Raw genomic sequence first — 20,290 nt, forward strand, 5'->3', positions numbered from 1 at the left:
AGTTAAAATGTTAAAATTAACATATGGACAAGGAGGCTTTTATGAAAGTGTATAAAAACAAAGATAAAGAAAATGTTTTATCAGATAAAGAAATTTCAGATCAAAGACGTTCACTAAAAAAAGGTAATAAAAACTTTATAGCTATTCTAATAAAATATATGAAAATTTATAAAAAATGAACAGCTATTTTAGTGATCACTTCAATTTTATCTGCTGGATTTTCTTCTTTTAATCCATTTTTATTACAACAATTTCAATACTCAATTATGCACGAAAGAAATAATGCTTTTACTTCTTCTGATTGATGAGGTTTAAGTTGACAAGTTATTTTAGCTATTTGAATAATAGTTTTAATTTTAAGCGGAGTTTTTACTTATGTTTCTAACTTTTTTGGAGCAGAACTAGGTAAAAAAATAGAGATTGATTTAAGACACGAAGTATCTAAAAAATTAATTTCTGCTGACATGTCTTATTATTTTGATAAAAAAACAGGTGAAATATTAACTAAAGTTGTAACTGATACACAACTAATTGGAATGCAAGCTGCAATTTTTCCAAATATCATTTTAGTCGCTTTCTTTTCTTTAATTTTTACAATAGTTGCTTTATTTGCAACAACAACATTATATGTAGGTCTTGTTTTAATTGGACTTTATTTAGGTTTAGGATTAATGTTTGTACTTTCATTTATTCCTATGAGAAAACTAATTTTTAATTTAAGAAAAATTATTTCTAATATTAATGGTGATGTAACTGACAGAATTAATACTATTAAATTAATTAAAGCTAGTGGTACTGAAGAATATGAAAAACAAAGATTTGTAGATGTTCATAAAAAGTATTACCAAAAATATAAACAAATAAGTTATTCTCAAGCTTCAATGATGTCAGTGTTATTTTTTGGAATAAACACTATTCAAGTTGCAATGATTGTAATTGCTTCATTTATTTATAAAAATGATTTAAATCAATTAAAACTATTAATTGGTCCTATGATTATGTGTGCTGGTATGATGATAGGTCCAGTTATGATGTTTTTAAGAGCAATTGGTGGATTATTACAAGCTAGCTCATCATCAAGACGTATTGATGCAATAACAAGTATTAAAAATGAAATTAATAATCACTCATTAGATAAAAAAGGTATTGTAATTGACAAAATAGAGGGAAACATTGTTTTTAAAGATGTTAATTTCTCTTATTCTAATAAACCAAATAATGTGATATTACCTAATTTTAATTTGGTACTAGAACAAGGTAAAAGTTATGCATTTGTAGGTAAAACTGGAGCTGGAAAATCTACTATTTCAAAATTATTATTAAGATTTTATGATCCAAGTTCGGGTGAAATTTTAATTAACGATAATATAAATATTAAAGATTTATACTTACCAAGTTACTTAGCTAATGTTGGATATGTTGAACAAGAACCAGCATTATTATTAGGAACTATTTTAGATAATATTAAATATGTTAAACCAGACGCAACTGATCAAGAAGTTATCGAAGCATGTAAAAAAGCTGAACTACATGATCTAATTATGAGTTGACCTGATAAATATGATACTGTTATTGGTGAAAGAGGATTTATTTTAAGTGGTGGACAAAAACAAAGACTAGTTATAGCTAGAATGTTTTTAAAAGATCCAAAAATATTAATCTTAGATGAAGCAACAAGTGCATTAGATAATGTTGTTGAAAAAGAAATTCAATCTAAATTAGAAGAATTAATGAAAAATAGAACAAGTATCACTATTGCACATAGACTTTCAACAATTAAAAATGTTGATCAAATTATTATTTTAGAACCTAAAAAAGGTATTGTTCAAACAGGAACATTTAAAGAGTTAATAAAACAAGAAGGTCAATTTAAAAAACTTTATGATGCAGGATTTGCAAAATATGATGTGTAGAAAGGAGAATTCAAAATGAAAAAACAATTAAAAAATATTAAAAAGAAAATTTATTTCGATAATGAAAGAAAATTTACAATTAAAAAACTTGGAATGTTTTTTAAGATGAACATAGATTTTGCTAGACAAAGTCCATTAATTTTTTGAAGTTGTGTTTTAATAACTGCATTAAATGCTTTTACATCTGGAATTCTTCCTTTATTTTCAGCCAAAATGCTTGAAGCATTACTTAAATCAGAAAATGTAAGTTTATTTAATTCTATTTCTTTAAATTCAACACAATGATTGTATGTACTAGCTGTTAACTTAGCAATTATTTTAGTATTTGAATATTTTACTAACTTTACAATTGTATTGTATTCAGCAAAAATAGAAGTTATGCAACGTGTCAGAATTTTAAAAGCATTAACTGATCAAGATGTAGATTTCTATTTTGATCATGTTTCTGGAGATATTTTAACAAGATTAGTTGGAGACACTCAAAAAGTATCATTAGGTGTACAACAATTTATGACTAACTTAATATATTCTATGGTTGCTTCAACAACTGCAATTACAATTCTATTTATTGAACAACAACATTTAGTTGCAACAATTTCATTAATTTATTTATTAGTAGTTAATATTTTAGGTGTAGGATTTTTTGTTGATATGAGAAGAAAGATGATTCTTTCATTTGATGCAAAAAGAGAAAATGATTCAGATTTAACTGATAGAGTAAACAATATTTCTTTAATAAAATCTTCTGGAACTGAAGAATATGAAATTAATAGATTAGATGAAAAAGATAAAAATTATGAAGAAAAACTAACAAAAGTTAACTATTCAAATGCTACATTAAGTACATGATTAGGATTTAGTATTAGATTATTAATGCCTCTTGTATTTATAATTTTAGGTATTAAATTTTTAAATAATTCAATTCAAAATCATGATTTAGAAGTTTCTATTTCTTTAGCCTTTCCTTTACTTTCATCATTAATTGGAGCAGTTTCAATGTTAATTCCAAGTTTAAAAACTGCAACAGCTGCTGCTAATGCTGCTGATAGAATAAGTGAGTTAACCGATCCAAAACCAAGTATTTCTCCAAATAAAAAAGGATATAAAATATCAAAAATTGATAGTATTACTTTTGAAGATATAGAATTTTCATATCCTAAAAAACCTGACAGAATAGTTTTACCAAAAGTTAATTTAAAATTTGAAAAAGGTAAAAGTTATGCGTTTGTTGGACAAACTGGAGCTGGAAAATCTACAATTGCAAAATTACTTTTAAGATTTTACTCACCAAGTCAAGGAAAAATTTTAGTAAATAATAAACATGATTTAGCTAAAATTAATTTACCAGCTTATCTAGATAAAGTTGGTTATGTTGAACAAGATCCACAAATTCTATTTGGAACATTTTTTGATAATATTAAATATTCTAAATTTGATGCAACAGATGAAGAAGTTATTGAAGCATGTAAAAAAGCAGAACTTCACGATTTTATTATGAGTTTACCTGATCAATACAACACTGTTTTAGGACAAAGAGGATTTATACTAAGTGGTGGACAAAAACAAAGACTAGTTATTGCTAGAGTATTTTTAAAAAACCCTGATCTTATTATTTTAGATGAAGCAACAAGTGCATTAGATAATGTTGTTGAAAAAGAAATTCAATCTAAACTAGATGAGTTGATAAAAGGAAGAATGTGTATTACAATTGCTCATAGACTAACAACAATTAAAAACGTTGATCAAATTTATGTGCTAGGTCCTAATGGTAGCGGAATAATTCAACAAGGAACATTTGATCAACTTAAAAAACAAGCTGGTCATTTTAGAAATTTATATGAAGCGGGATTAATGGAATAATGAATAAAGTTATAAATATTATTGGAGCTGGATTAGCAGGTTGTGAAGCTGCATACCAGTTAGCAAAAAGAGGATATAAAGTAAATCTTTACGAAGTTAAAAAGATCAAGAAAAATTCAGTACAAGTATCAGATGATTTTGCTGAATTAGTATGTTCTAATTCTTTAAGAAGTGATGATTTAAACAATGCTGTTGGAACATTAAAACAAGAAATGAGAATGTTAGATTCTTTAATTATAAAATCAGCTGAACTTGCAAGAGTTCCTGCTGGTGGTAGTTTAGCAGTAGATAGAGAAAAATTCTCATCATTTATTACTAATACGTTAAAAGAAAATAAAAACATTACAATTTATGATAAAGAAGTGACTGATTTGAAAGAATTTAAAGATCAAATAGTTTTAATTTGTTCTGGACCTTTAACAACAGAAAATTTACAAAATCAAATTAATGAAATTGTAGGAAAAGATGATTTTTACTTTTTTGATGCAGTCGCTCCTATTGTTACTAAAGATTCTATTAATATGGATATTGCATTCAGACAAAATAGATATGACAAAGGTGATAGTCAAGATTATATAAACTGTCCGATGACTAAAGAAGAATATGAAAAATTCTACAATGAGTTAATCAATGCAGAAATTGCTATAGGACACTTAGAAGAAGAAAGTAAATTAAAATATTTTGAAGGTTGTATGCCAGTTGAAGGTATGGCTAAAAGAGGAGAACAAACTCTATTATTTGGTCCTTTAAAACCGCAAGGATTAACCAGACCTGATGGAGTTAAACCTTATGCTGTTGTTCAGCTTCGTCAAGATGATGCTAAAGATAGTTTATATAATATAGTTGGATTTCAAACTAACTTAAAATGACCTGAACAAAAAAGAGTATTTTCAATGATACCAGGACTAGAAAACGCTACATTTATTAGATATGGTGTTATGCATAAAAATAACTTCATAAACTCTCCAAAAGTTTTAAATGAATTTTTACAATTAAAATCTAATCCTAATATCTTTTTTGCAGGACAAATTACTGGAGTTGAAGGTTATGTTGAATCTTGTGTAAGTGGTTTAATTACTGGAATTAATATTTCTAGATTCTTAGAAAATAAACAATTGATTATTCCAGATGATACAACTGTAGCTGGAGCATTATTACACTATATTCATAATACTTCACCAATTAACTTCCAACCAATGAAAGCAAACTGAGGTATTTTAAGAGATTTAGAAGTTTCTAATATGACTAAAAAACAAATTAAAGAAAACAAAAAGAAATTATACTCAGATAGAGCTTTAGAGAATATGAAAACATATATCAAACAAATCGAAGAGTAGGTGTATTTCTATGGCTGTTAAAAGTGATTCGATATATTGAACGTACTTTAATGAAGAAAATAAATTATTACAAAATAATAATTTTAAAAATCCTAATATGTCTATGAAAGAAAAAATTGATGAAATTTTTGAAATCACATATTTTGGTTTATTTAACTATCAAAACTTAAAATCTAAAACTTTAAATGATATTGAATTATCAGAAATAAGTGAAATATCTAAATATATAACTGAAAATTACTTATTATTTTTTAAATATATTAATTCTGAAACTAAGAAAAAAAGTTTATATAAAGAAGAATTATCAACTCAAGATAAAGAAGAAATACTTTATGTTATTTCAAATATAGCATTACCTTACATTAAAAATAATTCTTTTATAAATGATAATGTTTTAAATAATGATAATTATTCTTTATCACTAGTTTTAATAGAACTTGCTAAAAAATATAAGTTTATTTACAACTTAATAGATAGTAATGAAAAAATTGTTTATTTTGGTGCAGCTTATCCTTTATTTGTAACAATGATACTTATTGATATTACAAATGAAAGTGAAATGTTTAATAATATAAAATCGTTTTATACTAAAGAACGAATCTTAAAAACATTTGAAAAAGGAAGACATTTATCCCCAGAAGAATACAATTACTACAAATCTGATATTGAAAATTTAAAATTTGACGAAGAGTTTAATGCTTTTTAATCAATTTTAAACAATCTAATTGATCAACGTTTTCATTAGATAAAAAATATAAATTGTTATTTCAATTATCAAAATTTACAGCTTTATTTTTAAAAGAGAAAATTAAATCATTATGTAGTTTAGATGATGGAAAAGACTTATTTTACAGTTTATATAATTATATGCACTTGTTTTTAAATAAAGGATCAGTTAGCACAAGTGATGAACAAACATCAAATCAAACATTTATTGATAGTTTAGAAGAAGATGAACCAGATCAGTTTTTATCTCCTGTAAACTTTAAAGACTTTAATCCTTTTAAAATTGGTGAACATATTTCTAAATTAAAAGATTATTCTAAATTTGTGTGTGATACTGACAGAATTGTTGATTTTTTAAGTCAGTCTTTATATGCTATTAATTATTTAAAAACAATAGAAATGTTAAAAAAGATAGTTATGAAATTGGAGAATTCTTAATTGAAAGAAAAAAATCGCATTAGTTACAACTTTAAATCTATATAAAAAAATCAAGATCAAATATATGAAAAAACAGATCTATTAAACAGTATTGATAATATTGATTTAAATAGTAAAGTTTTTAAAGAAATGACTAAAAAGATTATTCACTTGATGATTTAAATAATAAAAAATCTCAATTAGTAACTATGTTAAAAATAATTTCACTAATGTTAGTAATTGCTCCAAAAACTGCAAAAAGATTTAACTATTCATGAGAAATGTTATTGAAGTATTATATTATTACATTTGGTCCATATAAAAAACAAGTTGCAGTTTATAATAAAAAAGATATTGATAGTATAAGAATACAAGTTAGCAAGCTGTTAAATGCTTATAATAGAAACAAAAATGATGAAAATTTCACTGACACATTATTTATCTTAAATAAATTAGAAAATTTTAAAAATTAATTAAAAAATATATTTGATTTCATATATGAATGTGGTATATTCATATATGTAATTGCCCATGTAGCTCAGTTGGATAGAGCACGCGCCTTCTAAGCGTGAGGTCGGAAGTTCGAGCCTTCTCGTGGGCACCACTTCGAAAACAAACATTCATGCTTAGGCATGAATTTTTATTTTATATAAGGAGATTATATGAGCAACTTTTACGATGAGTTATTAAATGATATTAAAAAAGCTATTGATAATAATGATTTTGAAAATGCATTAAAATTAATAAACACAGAACTTTCTATGCCTTATATTCCTGAAAACGTAGAATCTGATTTATTAAAATATTTAAAAATAATTAGAACCGAACAAAATAAAAACCTGTTTGAAAATAATAATAATTTTAATATTGATAAAATTAGAGAAATGTTAAATTCAAAAGATACTATCCAACAAATGATAGCTATAAAAAATTTAGCTTCAGTTAATATAAGATTATTATTAGATGATGTAAAAAAATATTTAATTTCTAAAAATAATAGCAATGATAATAAAACGTTTTTACTACTAGCTTTATCAGATCAAGATATTAATATTGATTTTAAAGTTTTAAAAGATAAAGAATATATTATTAATCCGACTCAAATAGATGTTCAATCAATTGATTTGAAAATAGAAAAAATAGAAAATAAGTTAATTGAATTTATAACTGATAAAAATCCTAGTCTAATTGAAATGTCAAAACAAATTTTATTTTCTTATTTTTTAAATAGTTTTCCTAACATTGATTTAGATGATATTAATGAAATAACAACTGCAGTTTTATACACTACATATGAAATTAATAGTATCAATTTAGATCTTCAACAAATAAAAACTAAGATATCATTTAATAAAGAAAAAGTAGACTTAATCTTAAAAATTATAAAAGAAAGTGGTGCTTTTATAGATGAGTAAAATAAACTTTAACCCTAATAATTACAAAAAATTTAATGATTATAATTATGTAATGAGTGAAGCTTTTAATTTAACTTGTTCGTTGTGTGATGAACAAGAAATTGAGTTTGTTGTTAAAAATAGTCCAACTCCACTAGGAAGAGTGTTAAAAGATAAAAATCGCAATTTAACTGATAAAGAAGTTGAAAAAATAGCAACTGAAGAAATCGCTAAATGAGATTCGTTAGAAGAGTGGAATTTTAATAATAATATCGCAACATTTTTATGTTGAGAATGTTGAAATAATTTAACAGAACAAAAATAAAAATAACTGATAATAAAATCAAAAAGAGGTGTTTAAAATGAAATTTATTGATACTGCCAATTTTGTTGTTAAAGCTGGAAAAGGTGGAGATGGTGCGGTTAGTTTTCATCATGCTCTTTTTGTTCCTAATGGTGGTCCTAATGGTGGAGATGGAGGAAATGGTGGATCAGTCTATTTCCAAGGAGATTCAGGAAAACATTCACTACTTGATTTAAAACTACAAAAAAGATATCAAGCTGAAGATGGAGAAAAAGGCGATATCAAAAATATGCACGGAGCTAAAGGTGAAGATAAAATCATTAAAGTTCCAGTTGGTACAGTGCTTTTTGATTCTAAAACTGGTGAAATTTTAGCAGATATTAATAAAGATCAAAAAGTAGTTATGATTGCTAAAGGTGGAAAAGGTGGAAGAGGAAACGCAAGATTTGCAAACTCTAGAAATAAAGCTCCAACTATTTTTGAAGCAGGTGAACCTGGTCAAGAATTTGAAATTAAAGCAGAATTAAAAGTTCTAGCTGATGTTGGATTTGTTGGAAAACCAAATGCAGGGAAATCAACTTTATTAAGGGCTATATCAAATTCAAAACCTGAAGTTGCAGATTATCCATTTACAACATTAAATCCTCAACTAGGTGTTGCTAGAACTAAAAACGGAGATACATTTGTTGTAGCTGATCTTCCTGGATTAATTCAAGGTGCTAGTTTAGGAAAAGGATTAGGTCATCAATTCTTAAAACATATTGAAAGATGTAGAGTTATTTGTCACGTTTTAGATATGTCAGGAAATTATGGAACTGAAGATGTAATTCAAAATTATGAATTAATTAAAGAAGAACTTACTGCATATAATTTAAATTTAGAAAAACGTCCTGAAATTATTGTTTTAAATAAAATGGATTTAGATGAAGCTCAAATAAATATGTTAGATGAAAGAATTATTAATTACTTTAAAGATAAAAATACTGTACAGATTTCAGGGTTAAAAAAAGAAAACATAGATCAATTCTTATTTAAAATTTATGATGTTTTAAAAGATGCTAAAGATGTTCCTTTATGAGAAATGGAAAATCAAGAATCTAATGAAGATGTTGCAATTTATACATTAGAAGAAGAAAAACCAGATATTCAGGTAATCAACAGAGGAAATGGAAAATGAGAGATTTCAGGTGATACAATTCTGAAAATATATCAAAAATTCCCTATTTGAACTGATGATAACTTATTAATGTTTAATGAAAAATTAAAAAACACAGGTGTTTATAAAATGTTAGAAGAACGCGGAATCAAAAAAGGTGATTTTGTTAAAGTGTTCGATTATGAATTGGAGTGAATGGATTAATATGTCAAATAAATTAGAAAATTATTTAAATTATTTAGTTGATTTTATCCGCGAATCTGTAAAAGAAGCTAATGCTGATGGTGTTATAGTTGGAATTAGTGGTGGAATCGATTCAGCTGTTGTAGCTAATTTAGCTAAAAAAGCATTTCCTGACAATTATTTAACTGTGTGAATGCCAATTTATTCAAGTGAAGAAGATTTTAAATGTGCAAGTGAATTAGTTCAACAATGTGATTTAAAAAATGTAGAAGTTGATTTAAAACCTACATTCGATGTATTTAAAAATAGTTTTTCAAACTTAGATCAAGAACCTAGTTTATTAGCTATGTCAAATGCCAAAGCAAGATTAAGAATGACAACTTTATATACAATAGGTCAAACTAAAAAATATTTAGTTTTAGGAACTGATAATTTAGATGAATGACACATAGGATACTTTACAAAATTTGGTGATGGTGGAGTTGATCTTGTTCCAATCATTCATTTATTAAAATCAGAAGTTAAACAAGCTGCAAAATTATTAAACGTTCCAGAATCAATTATCAAAAGACAACCTACAGCAGGATTGTGAGAAAATCAAACTGATGAAGCTGAAATTGGATTTAGTTATGATGAAATTGACAGCTATTTATTAGGAAATAATTCAGATCCAAAGCTAAAAGAAAGAATAGATTATTTACACAAAATTAGTGAGCACAAAAGAAATATCGCAAAAGCTCCTAAACCATATGATAGAAAAGACTAGATCAACTAGTCTTTTTTAGAAATCTAATAACAGTATTAAGATATTAGCTTTTTTCACATGTTAAAATTATATTTAGAAATAGGAGTGATTTACATGATACTTTATGCTTCAGGTGTTGAAATTTTTGGTATTAATGTAAACTTTATCACAATTTTAACTATTTTTATTTTAATCGGTTGTTTAACTTTAATCGGTTATTTAATGATTTTATTGATTTGATTTAGAAGAAGAAAAAACGATACAAAACTTAAAAAAACAGAATTACAGAAACAGTTAAATTATATAGATGATGAAATAGTTTCTATTATAGAAAATATAAAACAAGAAAAATCTCAGCAACAAGAAGAGAGAAGGGTTTAGTTTATGGATGATATTACAAGTAAAAAAACAGATTCTGTTGATGTTTCAAATGATAATTATTTTAATGAAACAAATTTAAAAGAATCAACTAATACTCAGCAAACTAATTTAACTGATCAATCTGTATCAGAAAACAAAAACTCTTTATTACTTCCTAAATTTTCTAAAAAAGAATTAGACAATGTTGAAATGCCTGATCAAATTGCAAAAGAAATTAGAATGGAAAAATATAGAATATTAGGTATTCAATTAATAGGTATTTTATTACTCCTTATATCAGCTTTTTTCTTAATAGTTTATTTTACAGCTAATGAAAAAACTGATATTTTAGGCATTGATAAATCATATATTCCTAATCCTATTCTTATGGGAATTGTTGGTTTTATAGGTTTAATTATTTTAATTATCGGTTTAGTTGATTATAGACAAATTTTATTAGGTGTTAGAACTTATAAAACAAATTTATTAATCGGAAAAGACACTATACCTTTCTTTTTAATTAAACATTATAAATATTTAATTAAAGGTCCAATTTATATAAATTGATTATGTTCTACTATTTATTTATATGGATCATTAACTCTTGGAATAATGATAGGAGTTAATGAAATATTTAAGCGTCAAAACAAAGAACAAATTATTACTGAAATCATTATTGTTGGAGTAATTTTAATAGCAACAATTTTATTTCACGCGTTTTCACTAATCTCAATTAAATGAAGAAAAGGAAATATTTCTTCATATTATGGTTATGAAATTTTATCTTCTGAAGAAATTAAAGAATCAAGAAAACAAGCTAATAAACAATGTCTAATTGTATTTTTTGTAATACTAGCTATTGTATTATTTATAGTATTTATTCCTTATATGTTACTAAGAAAGAAAAAAGGACTATCTTTAATTCCTTTTCTTACACAATAAATAACTAATTTTTAAAGGTGATCATAGATGAAAAAGAAAATTGCATTATTTGGGGGTAGTTTTGATCCAATACATACAGATCATGTAAATATAGCTAAAGCATGTTATCAAAAATTATGTTTTGATCAAGTTTGATTAATACCAACTTTTTTAAATCCATTTAAATCAAAACAAAACAGCTCAGTTGAACATCGCTTGGCTATGCTAGAAATTATTAAAAATAAATATGATTTTATTTTTATAAATGATTATGAAATAAAAACTAATAGATCTGTTCAAACATATGAAACAGTTTCATATATGATTAAAAAATATCCTGAATATGAATTTTGTTTTATTATGGGTTCAGATCAATTAGATAGATTTGAAGAATGAAATAATTTTGATGATTTAATTAAATTAATTGAATTTAAAGTTTTTAAAAGAAGCCAAACTTATAACAAAGAAATTGCTTTAAAATACAATTTAGAAATGTTTGATTTTGAAAATAATAATTTATCTTCAACTGATATTAGAAGTTTAAAAATCTAGATAAGCAAATACCAGAAATAAATGATTATACTAATCTTAACTTGTTATATATGCATGAAAGATTAGAAAAACACATGGATCAAAAAAGATATATTCATTGTAAAAACGTTGGTCAAATGTCATATGAATTAGCTAAAAAATGAAATGTAGATGCACAAAAAGCATTAGTTGCTGGAACTTTACATGATATAACAAAAAGATGAGATAAAGAAAAACAAGAACAATATTTAAATAAATATCTTCCTGAGTTGTTAAATGAACCTTTTCCAGTTTGACATTCTTATACAGGGTATTTACATTTAAAATATGATTGATTAATTAAAGATGAAGAAATTTTAAATGCAGTTTTTAACCACACTGTTGGAAGTAAAAATATGTCTATGTTAGATATGATCGTATTTTGTGCAGATAAAATAAGTATTGAAAGAGATTATGAAGGCGTTGAACAACTTCGTAAATTATGTTTTGAAGATTTAGAAAAAGGTTTTAAAACTTTATTAGAAAATCAATATAAAGTAGCTATTAAAAAACATGGAATTAGTAGTATAGGATTAAAATTAATAGAAACAGTTAAACATTATTTAGGTGAAATTAATGAGTAAAAAATTAGTAATAAGTGCAATGTATGAAGAATTAGAACAATCTATTTTACATTCTTCAGCTAAATTAATAGAAAATAATGAAATTATTAAATTATATGAATCAGATGATATATTATTTGCAATTACAGGAATAGGATTAGTTAACGCAAGTGTTGGATTATCTTATGTTCTATCAAAATATAATATAGATCAAATTTTAAATATAGGAACTTGTGGTTCATTAAATAAAACATTAAAGCAACAAGATTTTGTTATTGTAAAAAAAGCATTTTATTCTTGTGCTGATGCAACTGCATTTGGGTATAAATATGGTCAAGTTCCAAGAATGGAAGAATTTTTTGAACATGAAAATCATTTATTTAAACATGTAAAACAAAATAATAGAATTGTTAGTCAAGTTAATATTGCCTCATCTGATATTTTTATATGTAATAAACAACACGTTGATTTATTTATAAATAAAATAGATCAAAATATTGATGTTATTGATATGGAATGTACAGGATTTTTTCATACAGCAAGACTATTTGAAAAAGATATTGTTTCAGTAAAAGTTATTAGTGATGTTTTATTTGAAGAAAAACCCAATTCTTTACAATTCAAAGATTTTATTAAAAAAGCTTCAGAATTAATTTGAGAATTTATAAGTGAAATAAATTTATAATAAACAAAAAAAGGTGGAAGAAAGAGAAGTCCACCTTTTTAACTCACTATTTCATCTTTGCGATTAGAATATCTGTCTCTTATTACTTTAGGTATATTATTAGATCAGTTAGGTTCTCTTCAATTACCAGAATTACGATTCAAAAAGCATACGGTTGACGCTTTTTTTACATTTCAGTTAGATATATCTTGGCAAAAAGATGGTGTATTATGAAACATATAAGCCATACTCTCTACTGATGAAAGGTCTCAACTTGTAATTGTATCACCACTAGATTTTTTTATTTTTCTAGATTTTAAATGAACTCCTCCATTATTGTAGGAATATGCATTATAAAACATAAAAGCAGTTGTTTTAAGATTTTTAAAAATTCATGAGGATATATCTTTATTAAAACTATATGCATTATTAAACATGCAAAGCATGTTATCCACATTACTTACATTTCAATTATTTAGGTCTTGGTTAAAACTAATTGCATCATCGAAAAGTGATTGCATACTTTCAACATTAGATACATCTCAACTATTTAATGGTTGATTGAATTTTTTAGCATAATGGAACATTTCTTTCATATTAGTTACTTTTGAAGTATTTCAATTATTCAGAGGTTGGTTAAATTCCTCAGCTCAATGAAACGTCCCTTTCATAGACACTATATTCGAAGTATCCCAGTTATTTATATTTTGATTAAACAAACAAGCTTTATAAAACATCATATCTATATTTTTAACAAATTGAAGGTTTCATTTTTCTAAATTTTTAATTTTTATATTTTTATTTTCATAAAATGCATTTTCTAAAGAATTTATTTGCCAAGGTAATTTAGATGGAACTTCTTTTACAGTTTCAGGCATTTTTTCTATTTGAATTTCACCTTTATCATTTTTGAAAAAACCGATCTCTTTACAAATCGTTGCATCTTCATTATAAACGGCCTTTTTATAAGACACAGTTAGTTCTTGTTTTGTATCGTTAACTAAACTTTCTATTACTTCAGTATCTGCTTTATTAGAATTATTTAAAATATCTTCAAATTCTTTTCTAGCTATTGCTTCTTGTTTTTCTTTTTCTTCAACTTTAGTATCATAATTTATATTTTGATTTTCAGGTTTATCATCTATTATTAATTTTTCATCATCGTTTTCGTTTTCTTTATCAGTTTCATTATTAGAATCATTATTGTTATGATTACTATTTTCAGATTCATCTTCTTTTTCTTTGTCATTAACTGACTTATCTTCTCTTTTTACTAGATTAGAATTATGTTGGTGATAAATTACTCCAAAAATAGATCCAGCACTTAAAACTGATAAACTAGCTAAACACATTATTTTTAAAAACTTTTTCATTTTGTCTCCTTTTATTAGTAAAAATTATTTTTTAATCTCATATAGCTCCGTCATAATATCTATTACGTACAGATTTGGGTATATTTTTTGATCAATTTGGATTAAATCAGTTTCCAGATCCTTCAGTTACAAAAAACTTTGTTGAAACTCTTCTCAAATCTCAATTAGATATATCTTGACAAAAACTTTTTGTTCGTTCAAACATACCATCCATATTTGTTATGTTAGATATATCTCAACTTTTAACGGTCTCTCCGTTTGATTTTTTTATTAATCTAGAAATAAATGGTACTCCATCATTATTAAATGATTCAGCTCCAGCAAACATATGAGCTAATGATCTAAGTTCTTTAGAAAAACATCAAGATGATACATCTTTATTGAACGAGTGAGCTTCACAAAAAATTAACATCATATTAGTTACATTACTTACATCTCAATTACTCAACTCTTGATTAAATGATTCAGCAAAAGAAAATAATTGCTCCATATCTTTTACATTACTTACATTTCAATTATTTATTGGTTGGTTAAAACTTTTAGCCAATCTAAACATCTTTTTCATACTAATTACATTTGAAACATTTCAATTTTTTATTGGTTGATTAAAATATCAAGCATTATAAAATACACCGTTCATTGAAACGATATTAGATGTATCTCAATTATTTATATTTTGATTAAATAAATGAGCTTCATTAAACATTAAATTTATATTTTTAACAAATCTAAGATCTCATTTTTCTAAATTCTTAATTTCTTTATTTTTATTTCACTTAAAAGCTTCTTCAAGAGAGTTTATTTGTCAAGGTAATTTTTCTGGAACTTCTTTTACAGTTTCAGGCATTCTTTCTATTTGAATTTCGCCATCATAATTTTTAAAATATCCGATTTCTTTACAAATTGTTTTATCTTCATTATATACAGCTTTCTTTTCAAATGAAGTTAACTCTTCTTTTGTATCATTAATTAAATTTTCTAATATCTCATTATTTGATTTATTAGAATGATCTAAAATATCTTCAAATTCTTTTCTAGCTATTACTTCTTGCTTTTCTTTTTCATCAATTTTAGTATCATAGTTTATATTTTCATTTTCAGGTTTGTCATCTATTATTAATTTTTCATCATCTTTTTCATCTTCTTTGTCAATTTCATCATTAGCATTGTTACTATCTTGATCGTTATTTTCAGATTGATCTTCAGTGTTTTTATCACTAACTGATTTATCTTCTCTTTTACTAGATTAGAATTATGTTGGTGATAAATTACTCCAAAAATAGATCCAGCACTTAAAACTGATAAACTAGCCAAACACATTATTTTTAAAAACTTTTTCATTTTACTCTCCTATCTTTCAATAATGTATTAGTAAATTTATATATTTTTTAACCATATTTTTAAAAATAATTTAAATATTAATAAAATAGGTAATTGTTAGAATTTATTAGGTTAACATTAATAAAAGTTTTTGTTAAAATTTTATTATTATAGAGGTTTTATGAGAGTAGCTATATTTGGAACAACAGGTGCAGGAAAAAGCACTTTATTAAAAGATTTAAAAACACTTTTAGATGATTCATACGTATTTATTGATGAAAATTTTGAATCACCTTATTTTGAACAAGCATATGATGAAAATAGTAATGATATTCAAACTATTAACTATAAATTAGATTTATGAATGTTAACAGATAGAATGAAAACATTTAAAAAATATATAAATCAAAAAAATATAATTTATGATAGATCATTACTAGATTCAATGGTATTTGCTGAAACTGATCATAATTATGGTAGATTAAATGATGTTGATTATAATGTTTTTAAAGATTATTTTTTAAGTTGTGTAGTACCTAATTTTTATGACAAAGAATTAAAAGAATTTAAATATGATCTAGTTATTTATTTAAAAGTAGATGAAGATACAGCTATACAAAGAATAAATAAAAGACATAGAAATGAAGAAATTAAAACTAATGATAAATTCTGAAGAAGCTTATGTCGAAACTATGAAACTTGATATCAATTTTATAAAGACGTTCTTCCAATTATGGTAATTGATTCTACAAATCAAGAACACTCAGATTATGCAAAACAAATAGTTGATAGAATTAAAAAGTTTGATAATAAAAAAGATTACTAGTTTTTAGTAATCTTTTTTAGTTTTATTAGATTATAAACTATAGTTGAACAACAGATAATAATTGTTGTTGATAGAATAAATATCGTACAATTTCTAAAAAACTCTTCAGGTAAAATATTTATTATTTGATCAGTATCAGGATTTAAAATTCAATTATATTTTTCAAAGAAAAATATTTTATGAAATATTTCAAAATCTTTATCAAAATTAATCAAAGCAAATATTGAAATTATAATAGCAAATATCACTATAAAAACCGAAGCATAAAAACTTTGATTAAATTTAGTTTTAAAATTATTTTTGTGTTTAAATTTGAAAATACTTATACTAATAACAACTAGTAAAGAAATTAAAAATAAGCTAGTACATATAGTAAATAAAATTTTAACATCATGAAAATGAGCTTGACCATCAACTGAACTTTTCAATGATCCTACACTATAAGAACTAAACCAACTTAAATAATTCATAATTGAATCATAAGCTGTTTTAATTGTTGAATAACTATAATGTGAAGTTTGTTCAATATCTAAACTTTTAATTTGTCAATAATAAAATGGACGGAAATAAATTATAAAAACAATTGGAAAAGTAGTTATTAAAAACACATAAAAAACAACATTTAAAAATTTAATAAACTTATAAAGATTGTTTGATTTATTTTGATTTTTCATAACTTTCTCCATCAACAATTACTTATTTAGCGTTTTTTAATTGTTGAATTTCTTCAAATTCGTCTTGTTTATTTTTTCATTTAACTAAATAAGCTAATTGATCTAGTAAATATTTTAAAAATATTGATTGACTATGTTCAAATAACTGATGATATTTTCACCCATAATTAATAAATGAATCTGAATTTAAATTATATAAATTTGCTAAATTACTACTTAAAATTTCTGACATTGAAAATATAAATAAATTAGATTTAAACTCATCGGGAACGTTTTCTAATATAGCTTGGAAAAACGGTATTTCTTTTTCATCACCTATTAATAAAATAATTAGATCATTTTCTTTTAATTCATATAGTTTAAATGAATCTGAAAAGATATTAGTTTGTTCAATAACTCTTGCTTCATTTATAACAAAAAATTACTTAATCAATTTAATTCTTTTTGTAAAACATAACCTGAAAATAAATGAATATTTTTAGCTTGATAAAATTTATCTACTAATTTTGATATTTTACTTAATTGAGTTTTTAATTTTACAATATGATCTTGAAGTTTATTATTATAACTAGAAAAAACAGTTTCTTCTAATTTTTCTTTTGGTCCTTGTTTTATTTCTTTATCAATTTCATCAACTGAAAAATATGTAATTTCAAATTTTAATTTACTTATTAATTCTCTATAACCTGTAAAACCTAGTTTTTTAGAAAATAAAGTTACGGATGATTCACTCACGTGACACTCAACACTAGTTTGTTTCATTGAAGGGTAATGTTTTTTACTAATTGCTTGATCTAGTAAATAACTAGAAAATAAACATAAACCAGATCCATTTTTTAGATCTGCATGACTTTTTAAACTTTTAATTAATGAAATCATCTTAAATACACCCACTAAAAATTGATTACTACTTTTATTATACTTTATTATTAAATTGCTTTAGTTTGTTAACCTTATTTATTTAATTAACTAGTATTATTACATAAAATTTATGATTTATATTTTATTTATTGAATAGAATTTCAAGTTTTTAATTATTAATGATAAATTACAATTATTATAAATATCTATAATAAAATATTTTCGTAGGTGTATATATGAAAGATATTGACTTAAACTTAAAAACTAGTAATTATCAAAAATATCAAGAAGCATTATCATTTAATTTATTAAAATTTAATAATCAAATTGAATTAAATTACATAATTAATGATATTAATAAAGATAATTTAATTATTAAATTAGATCAATTTAACTATAATGAATATTTAACTGATATTTTTAAAATTAATTTTTATAACACCATAGATTTTATAAAAATAAATAATGATAAATTAGATGAAAAATTAATTGAAAATTTAAAGTTAACTTTAAATTTTATATCAAATACAATTAATCATATTTTTTGAAATAACATTAACAAATTATATGATGCTAAAAATAATTTAATTAATGTTAGAAAATATAATTTAGAAATTTCAAATTATCTATCTGATTTATATTTTCAATTTAAAGAAATTGTAGCTAATCAGTTATTAAATATCATTTCTCATTTAATTGATTCTTATTTAAAAGTTAGTTATTTAAATAATAATGATATTAAATTGAATATTTTAAATAATAATTTAACTAGTATTTTAGATTTAATTAGTGAAAAGTTTTTAAGTATTACTAAACTTAAATTGCAATATATTTATAAAGTTTTTGGTTTAAAAGATATATCAAATCAAACTAAAACAGATTATAAAAAGAATTTTGATGATTTTTTAAATGATGATTATTTATTTGAAACTAGTTTTAGTGATGAATTAAAAGCATTAGAATTTCTAGGCTTAGAAAATAATGTAACTTGAAATGAAATTAAAACTAAGTATAAACAATTAGCTATTAAATATCATCCAGATAATAATCTTAATAATAACCAAGCTCAAGAAATGATGAAAAAAATTAATAGTGCATATAATTTATTAAAAAAACATAGAAAATAGGAGATATCATGCGACAATATTTAGATTTATTAGAAGATGTTTTAAAAAATGGTGAAATCAGAGATGATAGAACTAAAACAGGAACTATTTCAAAATTTGGTGTACAAGCTAGATATGATTTAAGAGAAGGTTTTCCACTAGTTACAACTAAAAAAGTGTTTTATAAAGGTATTTTTCATGAAATGTTATGATTTATGTCAGGAGATACTAACATTAAATATTTAGTAGATAATAAAGTTAATATTTGAAATGAATGACCTTATGAAGCTTTTAAAAAAAGTGATGTTTATAAAGGTGAAACACTACAAGAATTTGTTGAAAAAATTAAACAAGATGATGATTTTGCAAAACAATGAGGAAATTTAGGACCAGTTTATGGAAAACAATGACGTGATTTTAATGGTGTTGATCAATTAAAAAAAGTTATTCATGAGATTAAAACAAATCCTTATTCAAGACGTCATATTGTTAGTGCTTGAAATCCTTGTCAAGTTGATGATATGTTATTACCACCTTGTCATTCACTATATCAATTTTATGTTTCAAAAGATGGGTATTTAGATTTACAGTTATATCAAAGAAGTGGAGATTTATTTTTAGGAGTTCCATTTAATATTGCTAGTTATTCATTATTATTAGCTTTAGTTGCAAAAGAATGTAATTTAACAGCTAGATATTTTGTTCATACAATTGGAGATGCTCATATTTATTCGAATCATATCGATCAAGTTAAAATACAATTATCACGAGAATGTAAAAAACTACCTAAATTAAAAATTGCTGATCATGTTAAAAATAGTTTAGACTGTAAATTTGAAGATATTGAAATAATTGATTATGATTGTCATGATGCAATTAAAGCACCTGTTGCTGTTTAGAATAATTAGATAAAAGATTTCTATGAAATCTTTTTGTTTTTAAATATTTTATGGTTACAATTTAAATAACTTTAGAATAAAAAAGAGTTAATTAAATTAACTCTAACAAAATAATTTA

General features: G+C 23.8%; 22 protein-coding genes, 1 tRNA gene and 1 pseudogene. 18 read left to right on the plus strand and 6 right to left on the minus strand.

Annotation, left to right across the window (positions count from 1 at the left end; all coding sequences use genetic code 4):
• Positions 1 to 41: 41 nt before the first annotated feature.
• The 15 genes and pseudogenes from NX779_RS01870 to mtnN all read left to right on the plus strand — a co-directional run bounded on the left by NX779_RS01870 (position 42) and on the right by mtnN (position 13,134).
• Positions 42 to 1,913, plus strand: coding sequence for an ABC transporter ATP-binding protein (locus NX779_RS01870; protein ID WP_259430508.1), 1,872 nt, complete (start codon positions 42 to 44; stop codon positions 1,911 to 1,913).
• Positions 1,914 to 1,928: 15 nt separating this feature from the next.
• Positions 1,929 to 3,773, plus strand: a complete 1,845-nt coding sequence (locus NX779_RS01875; RefSeq protein WP_259430509.1) for an ABC transporter ATP-binding protein — start codon at positions 1,929 to 1,931, stop codon at positions 3,771 to 3,773.
• The gene (gene trmFO / locus NX779_RS01880) at positions 3,773 to 5,110 is read left to right on the plus strand and encodes a methylenetetrahydrofolate--tRNA-(uracil(54)-C(5))-methyltransferase (FADH(2)-oxidizing) TrmFO (protein ID WP_259430510.1); all 1,338 of its coding nucleotides are present in this window, start codon (positions 3,773 to 3,775) and stop codon (positions 5,108 to 5,110) included. Before NX779_RS01875 ends, trmFO begins: the two co-directional genes overlap by 1 nt.
• 10 nt (positions 5,111 to 5,120) lie before the next feature.
• On the plus strand, positions 5,121 to 5,816 hold the full coding sequence (locus tag NX779_RS01885) for a hypothetical protein (protein ID WP_259430511.1): 696 nt from the start codon (positions 5,121 to 5,123) through the stop codon (positions 5,814 to 5,816).
• A gap of 53 nt (positions 5,817 to 5,869) precedes the next feature.
• On the plus strand, positions 5,870 to 6,274 hold the full coding sequence (locus NX779_RS01890; protein WP_259430512.1) for a hypothetical protein: 405 nt from the start codon (positions 5,870 to 5,872) through the stop codon (positions 6,272 to 6,274).
• A 188-nt stretch (positions 6,275 to 6,462) separates the two neighbouring features.
• Positions 6,463 to 6,726, plus strand: a complete 264-nt coding sequence (locus tag NX779_RS01895; RefSeq protein WP_259430513.1) for a hypothetical protein — start codon at positions 6,463 to 6,465, stop codon at positions 6,724 to 6,726.
• 54 nt (positions 6,727 to 6,780) lie between these two features.
• A tRNA-Arg gene (locus tag NX779_RS01900) sits at positions 6,781 to 6,857 on the plus strand.
• A 58-nt stretch (positions 6,858 to 6,915) separates the two neighbouring features.
• A complete protein-coding gene (locus NX779_RS01905) occupies positions 6,916 to 7,668 on the plus strand; it encodes a DUF3196 family protein (RefSeq protein ID WP_259430514.1) in 753 nt (250 codons plus the stop codon).
• A complete protein-coding gene (locus tag NX779_RS01910) occupies positions 7,661 to 7,972 on the plus strand; it encodes a hypothetical protein (RefSeq protein ID WP_259430515.1) in 312 nt (103 codons plus the stop codon). Before NX779_RS01905 ends, NX779_RS01910 begins: the two co-directional genes overlap by 8 nt.
• Before the next feature lie 37 nt (positions 7,973 to 8,009).
• Positions 8,010 to 9,311: a GTPase ObgE gene (gene obgE / locus NX779_RS01915; protein ID WP_259430516.1), complete on the plus strand. Its 1,302-nt coding sequence runs from the start codon at positions 8,010 to 8,012 to the stop codon at positions 9,309 to 9,311.
• Between the two features lies 1 nt (position 9,312).
• Positions 9,313 to 10,056, plus strand: a complete 744-nt coding sequence (gene nadE / locus NX779_RS01920; RefSeq protein WP_259430517.1) for an NAD(+) synthase — start codon at positions 9,313 to 9,315, stop codon at positions 10,054 to 10,056.
• Between the two features lie 93 nt (positions 10,057 to 10,149).
• Entirely contained in the window at positions 10,150 to 10,416 is a 267-nt protein-coding gene (locus NX779_RS01925; protein WP_259430518.1) for a TIGR04561 family membrane protein, read from the plus strand.
• A 3-nt stretch (positions 10,417 to 10,419) separates the two neighbouring features.
• On the plus strand, positions 10,420 to 11,337 hold the full coding sequence (locus NX779_RS01930) for an MSC_0882 family membrane protein (protein WP_259430519.1): 918 nt from the start codon (positions 10,420 to 10,422) through the stop codon (positions 11,335 to 11,337).
• A gap of 27 nt (positions 11,338 to 11,364) precedes the next feature.
• A pseudogene (locus tag NX779_RS01935) lies at positions 11,365 to 12,470 on the plus strand (nicotinate-nucleotide adenylyltransferase).
• Positions 12,463 to 13,134: a 5'-methylthioadenosine/S-adenosylhomocysteine nucleosidase gene (gene mtnN / locus NX779_RS01940; RefSeq protein WP_259430520.1), complete on the plus strand. Its 672-nt coding sequence runs from the start codon at positions 12,463 to 12,465 to the stop codon at positions 13,132 to 13,134. The pseudogene NX779_RS01935 and the gene mtnN overlap by 8 nt, the downstream one beginning before the upstream one ends.
• Before the next feature lie 38 nt (positions 13,135 to 13,172).
• Here mtnN and NX779_RS01945 read toward each other — a convergent pair whose 3' ends face one another.
• From NX779_RS01945 to NX779_RS01955, 3 genes are all read right to left on the minus strand, one after another.
• Positions 13,173 to 14,486, minus strand: coding sequence for a BspA family leucine-rich repeat surface protein (locus NX779_RS01945; RefSeq protein WP_259430521.1), 1,314 nt, complete (start codon positions 14,484 to 14,486; stop codon positions 13,173 to 13,175).
• Positions 14,487 to 14,517: 31 nt separating this feature from the next.
• Positions 14,518 to 15,333, minus strand: a complete 816-nt coding sequence (locus NX779_RS01950) for a BspA family leucine-rich repeat surface protein (protein ID WP_259430522.1) — start codon at positions 15,331 to 15,333, stop codon at positions 14,518 to 14,520.
• 269 nt (positions 15,334 to 15,602) lie between these two features.
• A complete protein-coding gene (locus tag NX779_RS01955; protein WP_259430523.1) occupies positions 15,603 to 15,827 on the minus strand; it encodes a hypothetical protein in 225 nt (74 codons plus the stop codon).
• A 160-nt stretch (positions 15,828 to 15,987) separates the two neighbouring features.
• Here NX779_RS01955 and NX779_RS01960 point away from each other — a divergent pair, with 160 nt between their 5' ends.
• Positions 15,988 to 16,632 (plus strand): deoxynucleoside kinase, encoded by a 645-nt coding sequence (locus NX779_RS01960; RefSeq protein WP_259430524.1) that lies wholly within the window; start codon positions 15,988 to 15,990, stop codon positions 16,630 to 16,632.
• Here NX779_RS01960 and NX779_RS01965 read toward each other — a convergent pair.
• From NX779_RS01965 to NX779_RS01975, 3 genes are all read right to left on the minus strand, one after another.
• Entirely contained in the window at positions 16,629 to 17,306 is a 678-nt protein-coding gene (locus tag NX779_RS01965) for a TIGR01906 family membrane protein (protein ID WP_259430525.1), read from the minus strand. The two genes, NX779_RS01960 and NX779_RS01965, sit on opposite strands and share 4 nt — an antisense overlap.
• Positions 17,307 to 17,328: 22 nt before the next feature.
• Entirely contained in the window at positions 17,329 to 17,538 is a 210-nt protein-coding gene (locus NX779_RS01970) for a hypothetical protein (RefSeq protein ID WP_259430526.1), read from the minus strand.
• Between the two features lie 176 nt (positions 17,539 to 17,714).
• Positions 17,715 to 18,185, minus strand: a complete 471-nt coding sequence (locus tag NX779_RS01975; RefSeq protein ID WP_259430527.1) for a MurR/RpiR family transcriptional regulator — start codon at positions 18,183 to 18,185, stop codon at positions 17,715 to 17,717.
• A 218-nt stretch (positions 18,186 to 18,403) separates the two neighbouring features.
• Between NX779_RS01975 and NX779_RS01980 the strand changes: the two genes are divergently transcribed.
• Both NX779_RS01980 and NX779_RS01985 read left to right on the plus strand, forming a co-directional pair.
• On the plus strand, positions 18,404 to 19,294 hold the full coding sequence (locus NX779_RS01980; RefSeq protein ID WP_259430528.1) for a J domain-containing protein: 891 nt from the start codon (positions 18,404 to 18,406) through the stop codon (positions 19,292 to 19,294).
• 8 nt (positions 19,295 to 19,302) lie between these two features.
• Positions 19,303 to 20,172, plus strand: coding sequence for a thymidylate synthase (locus tag NX779_RS01985; protein WP_259430529.1), 870 nt, complete (start codon positions 19,303 to 19,305; stop codon positions 20,170 to 20,172).
• Positions 20,173 to 20,290: the final 118 nt, after the last annotated feature.

The organism is Mycoplasma cottewii, from assembly GCF_024918975.1.
GTDB classification, from domain to species: Bacteria; Bacillota_I; Bacilli_A; order Mycoplasmatales; family Mycoplasmataceae; genus Mycoplasma; species Mycoplasma cottewii.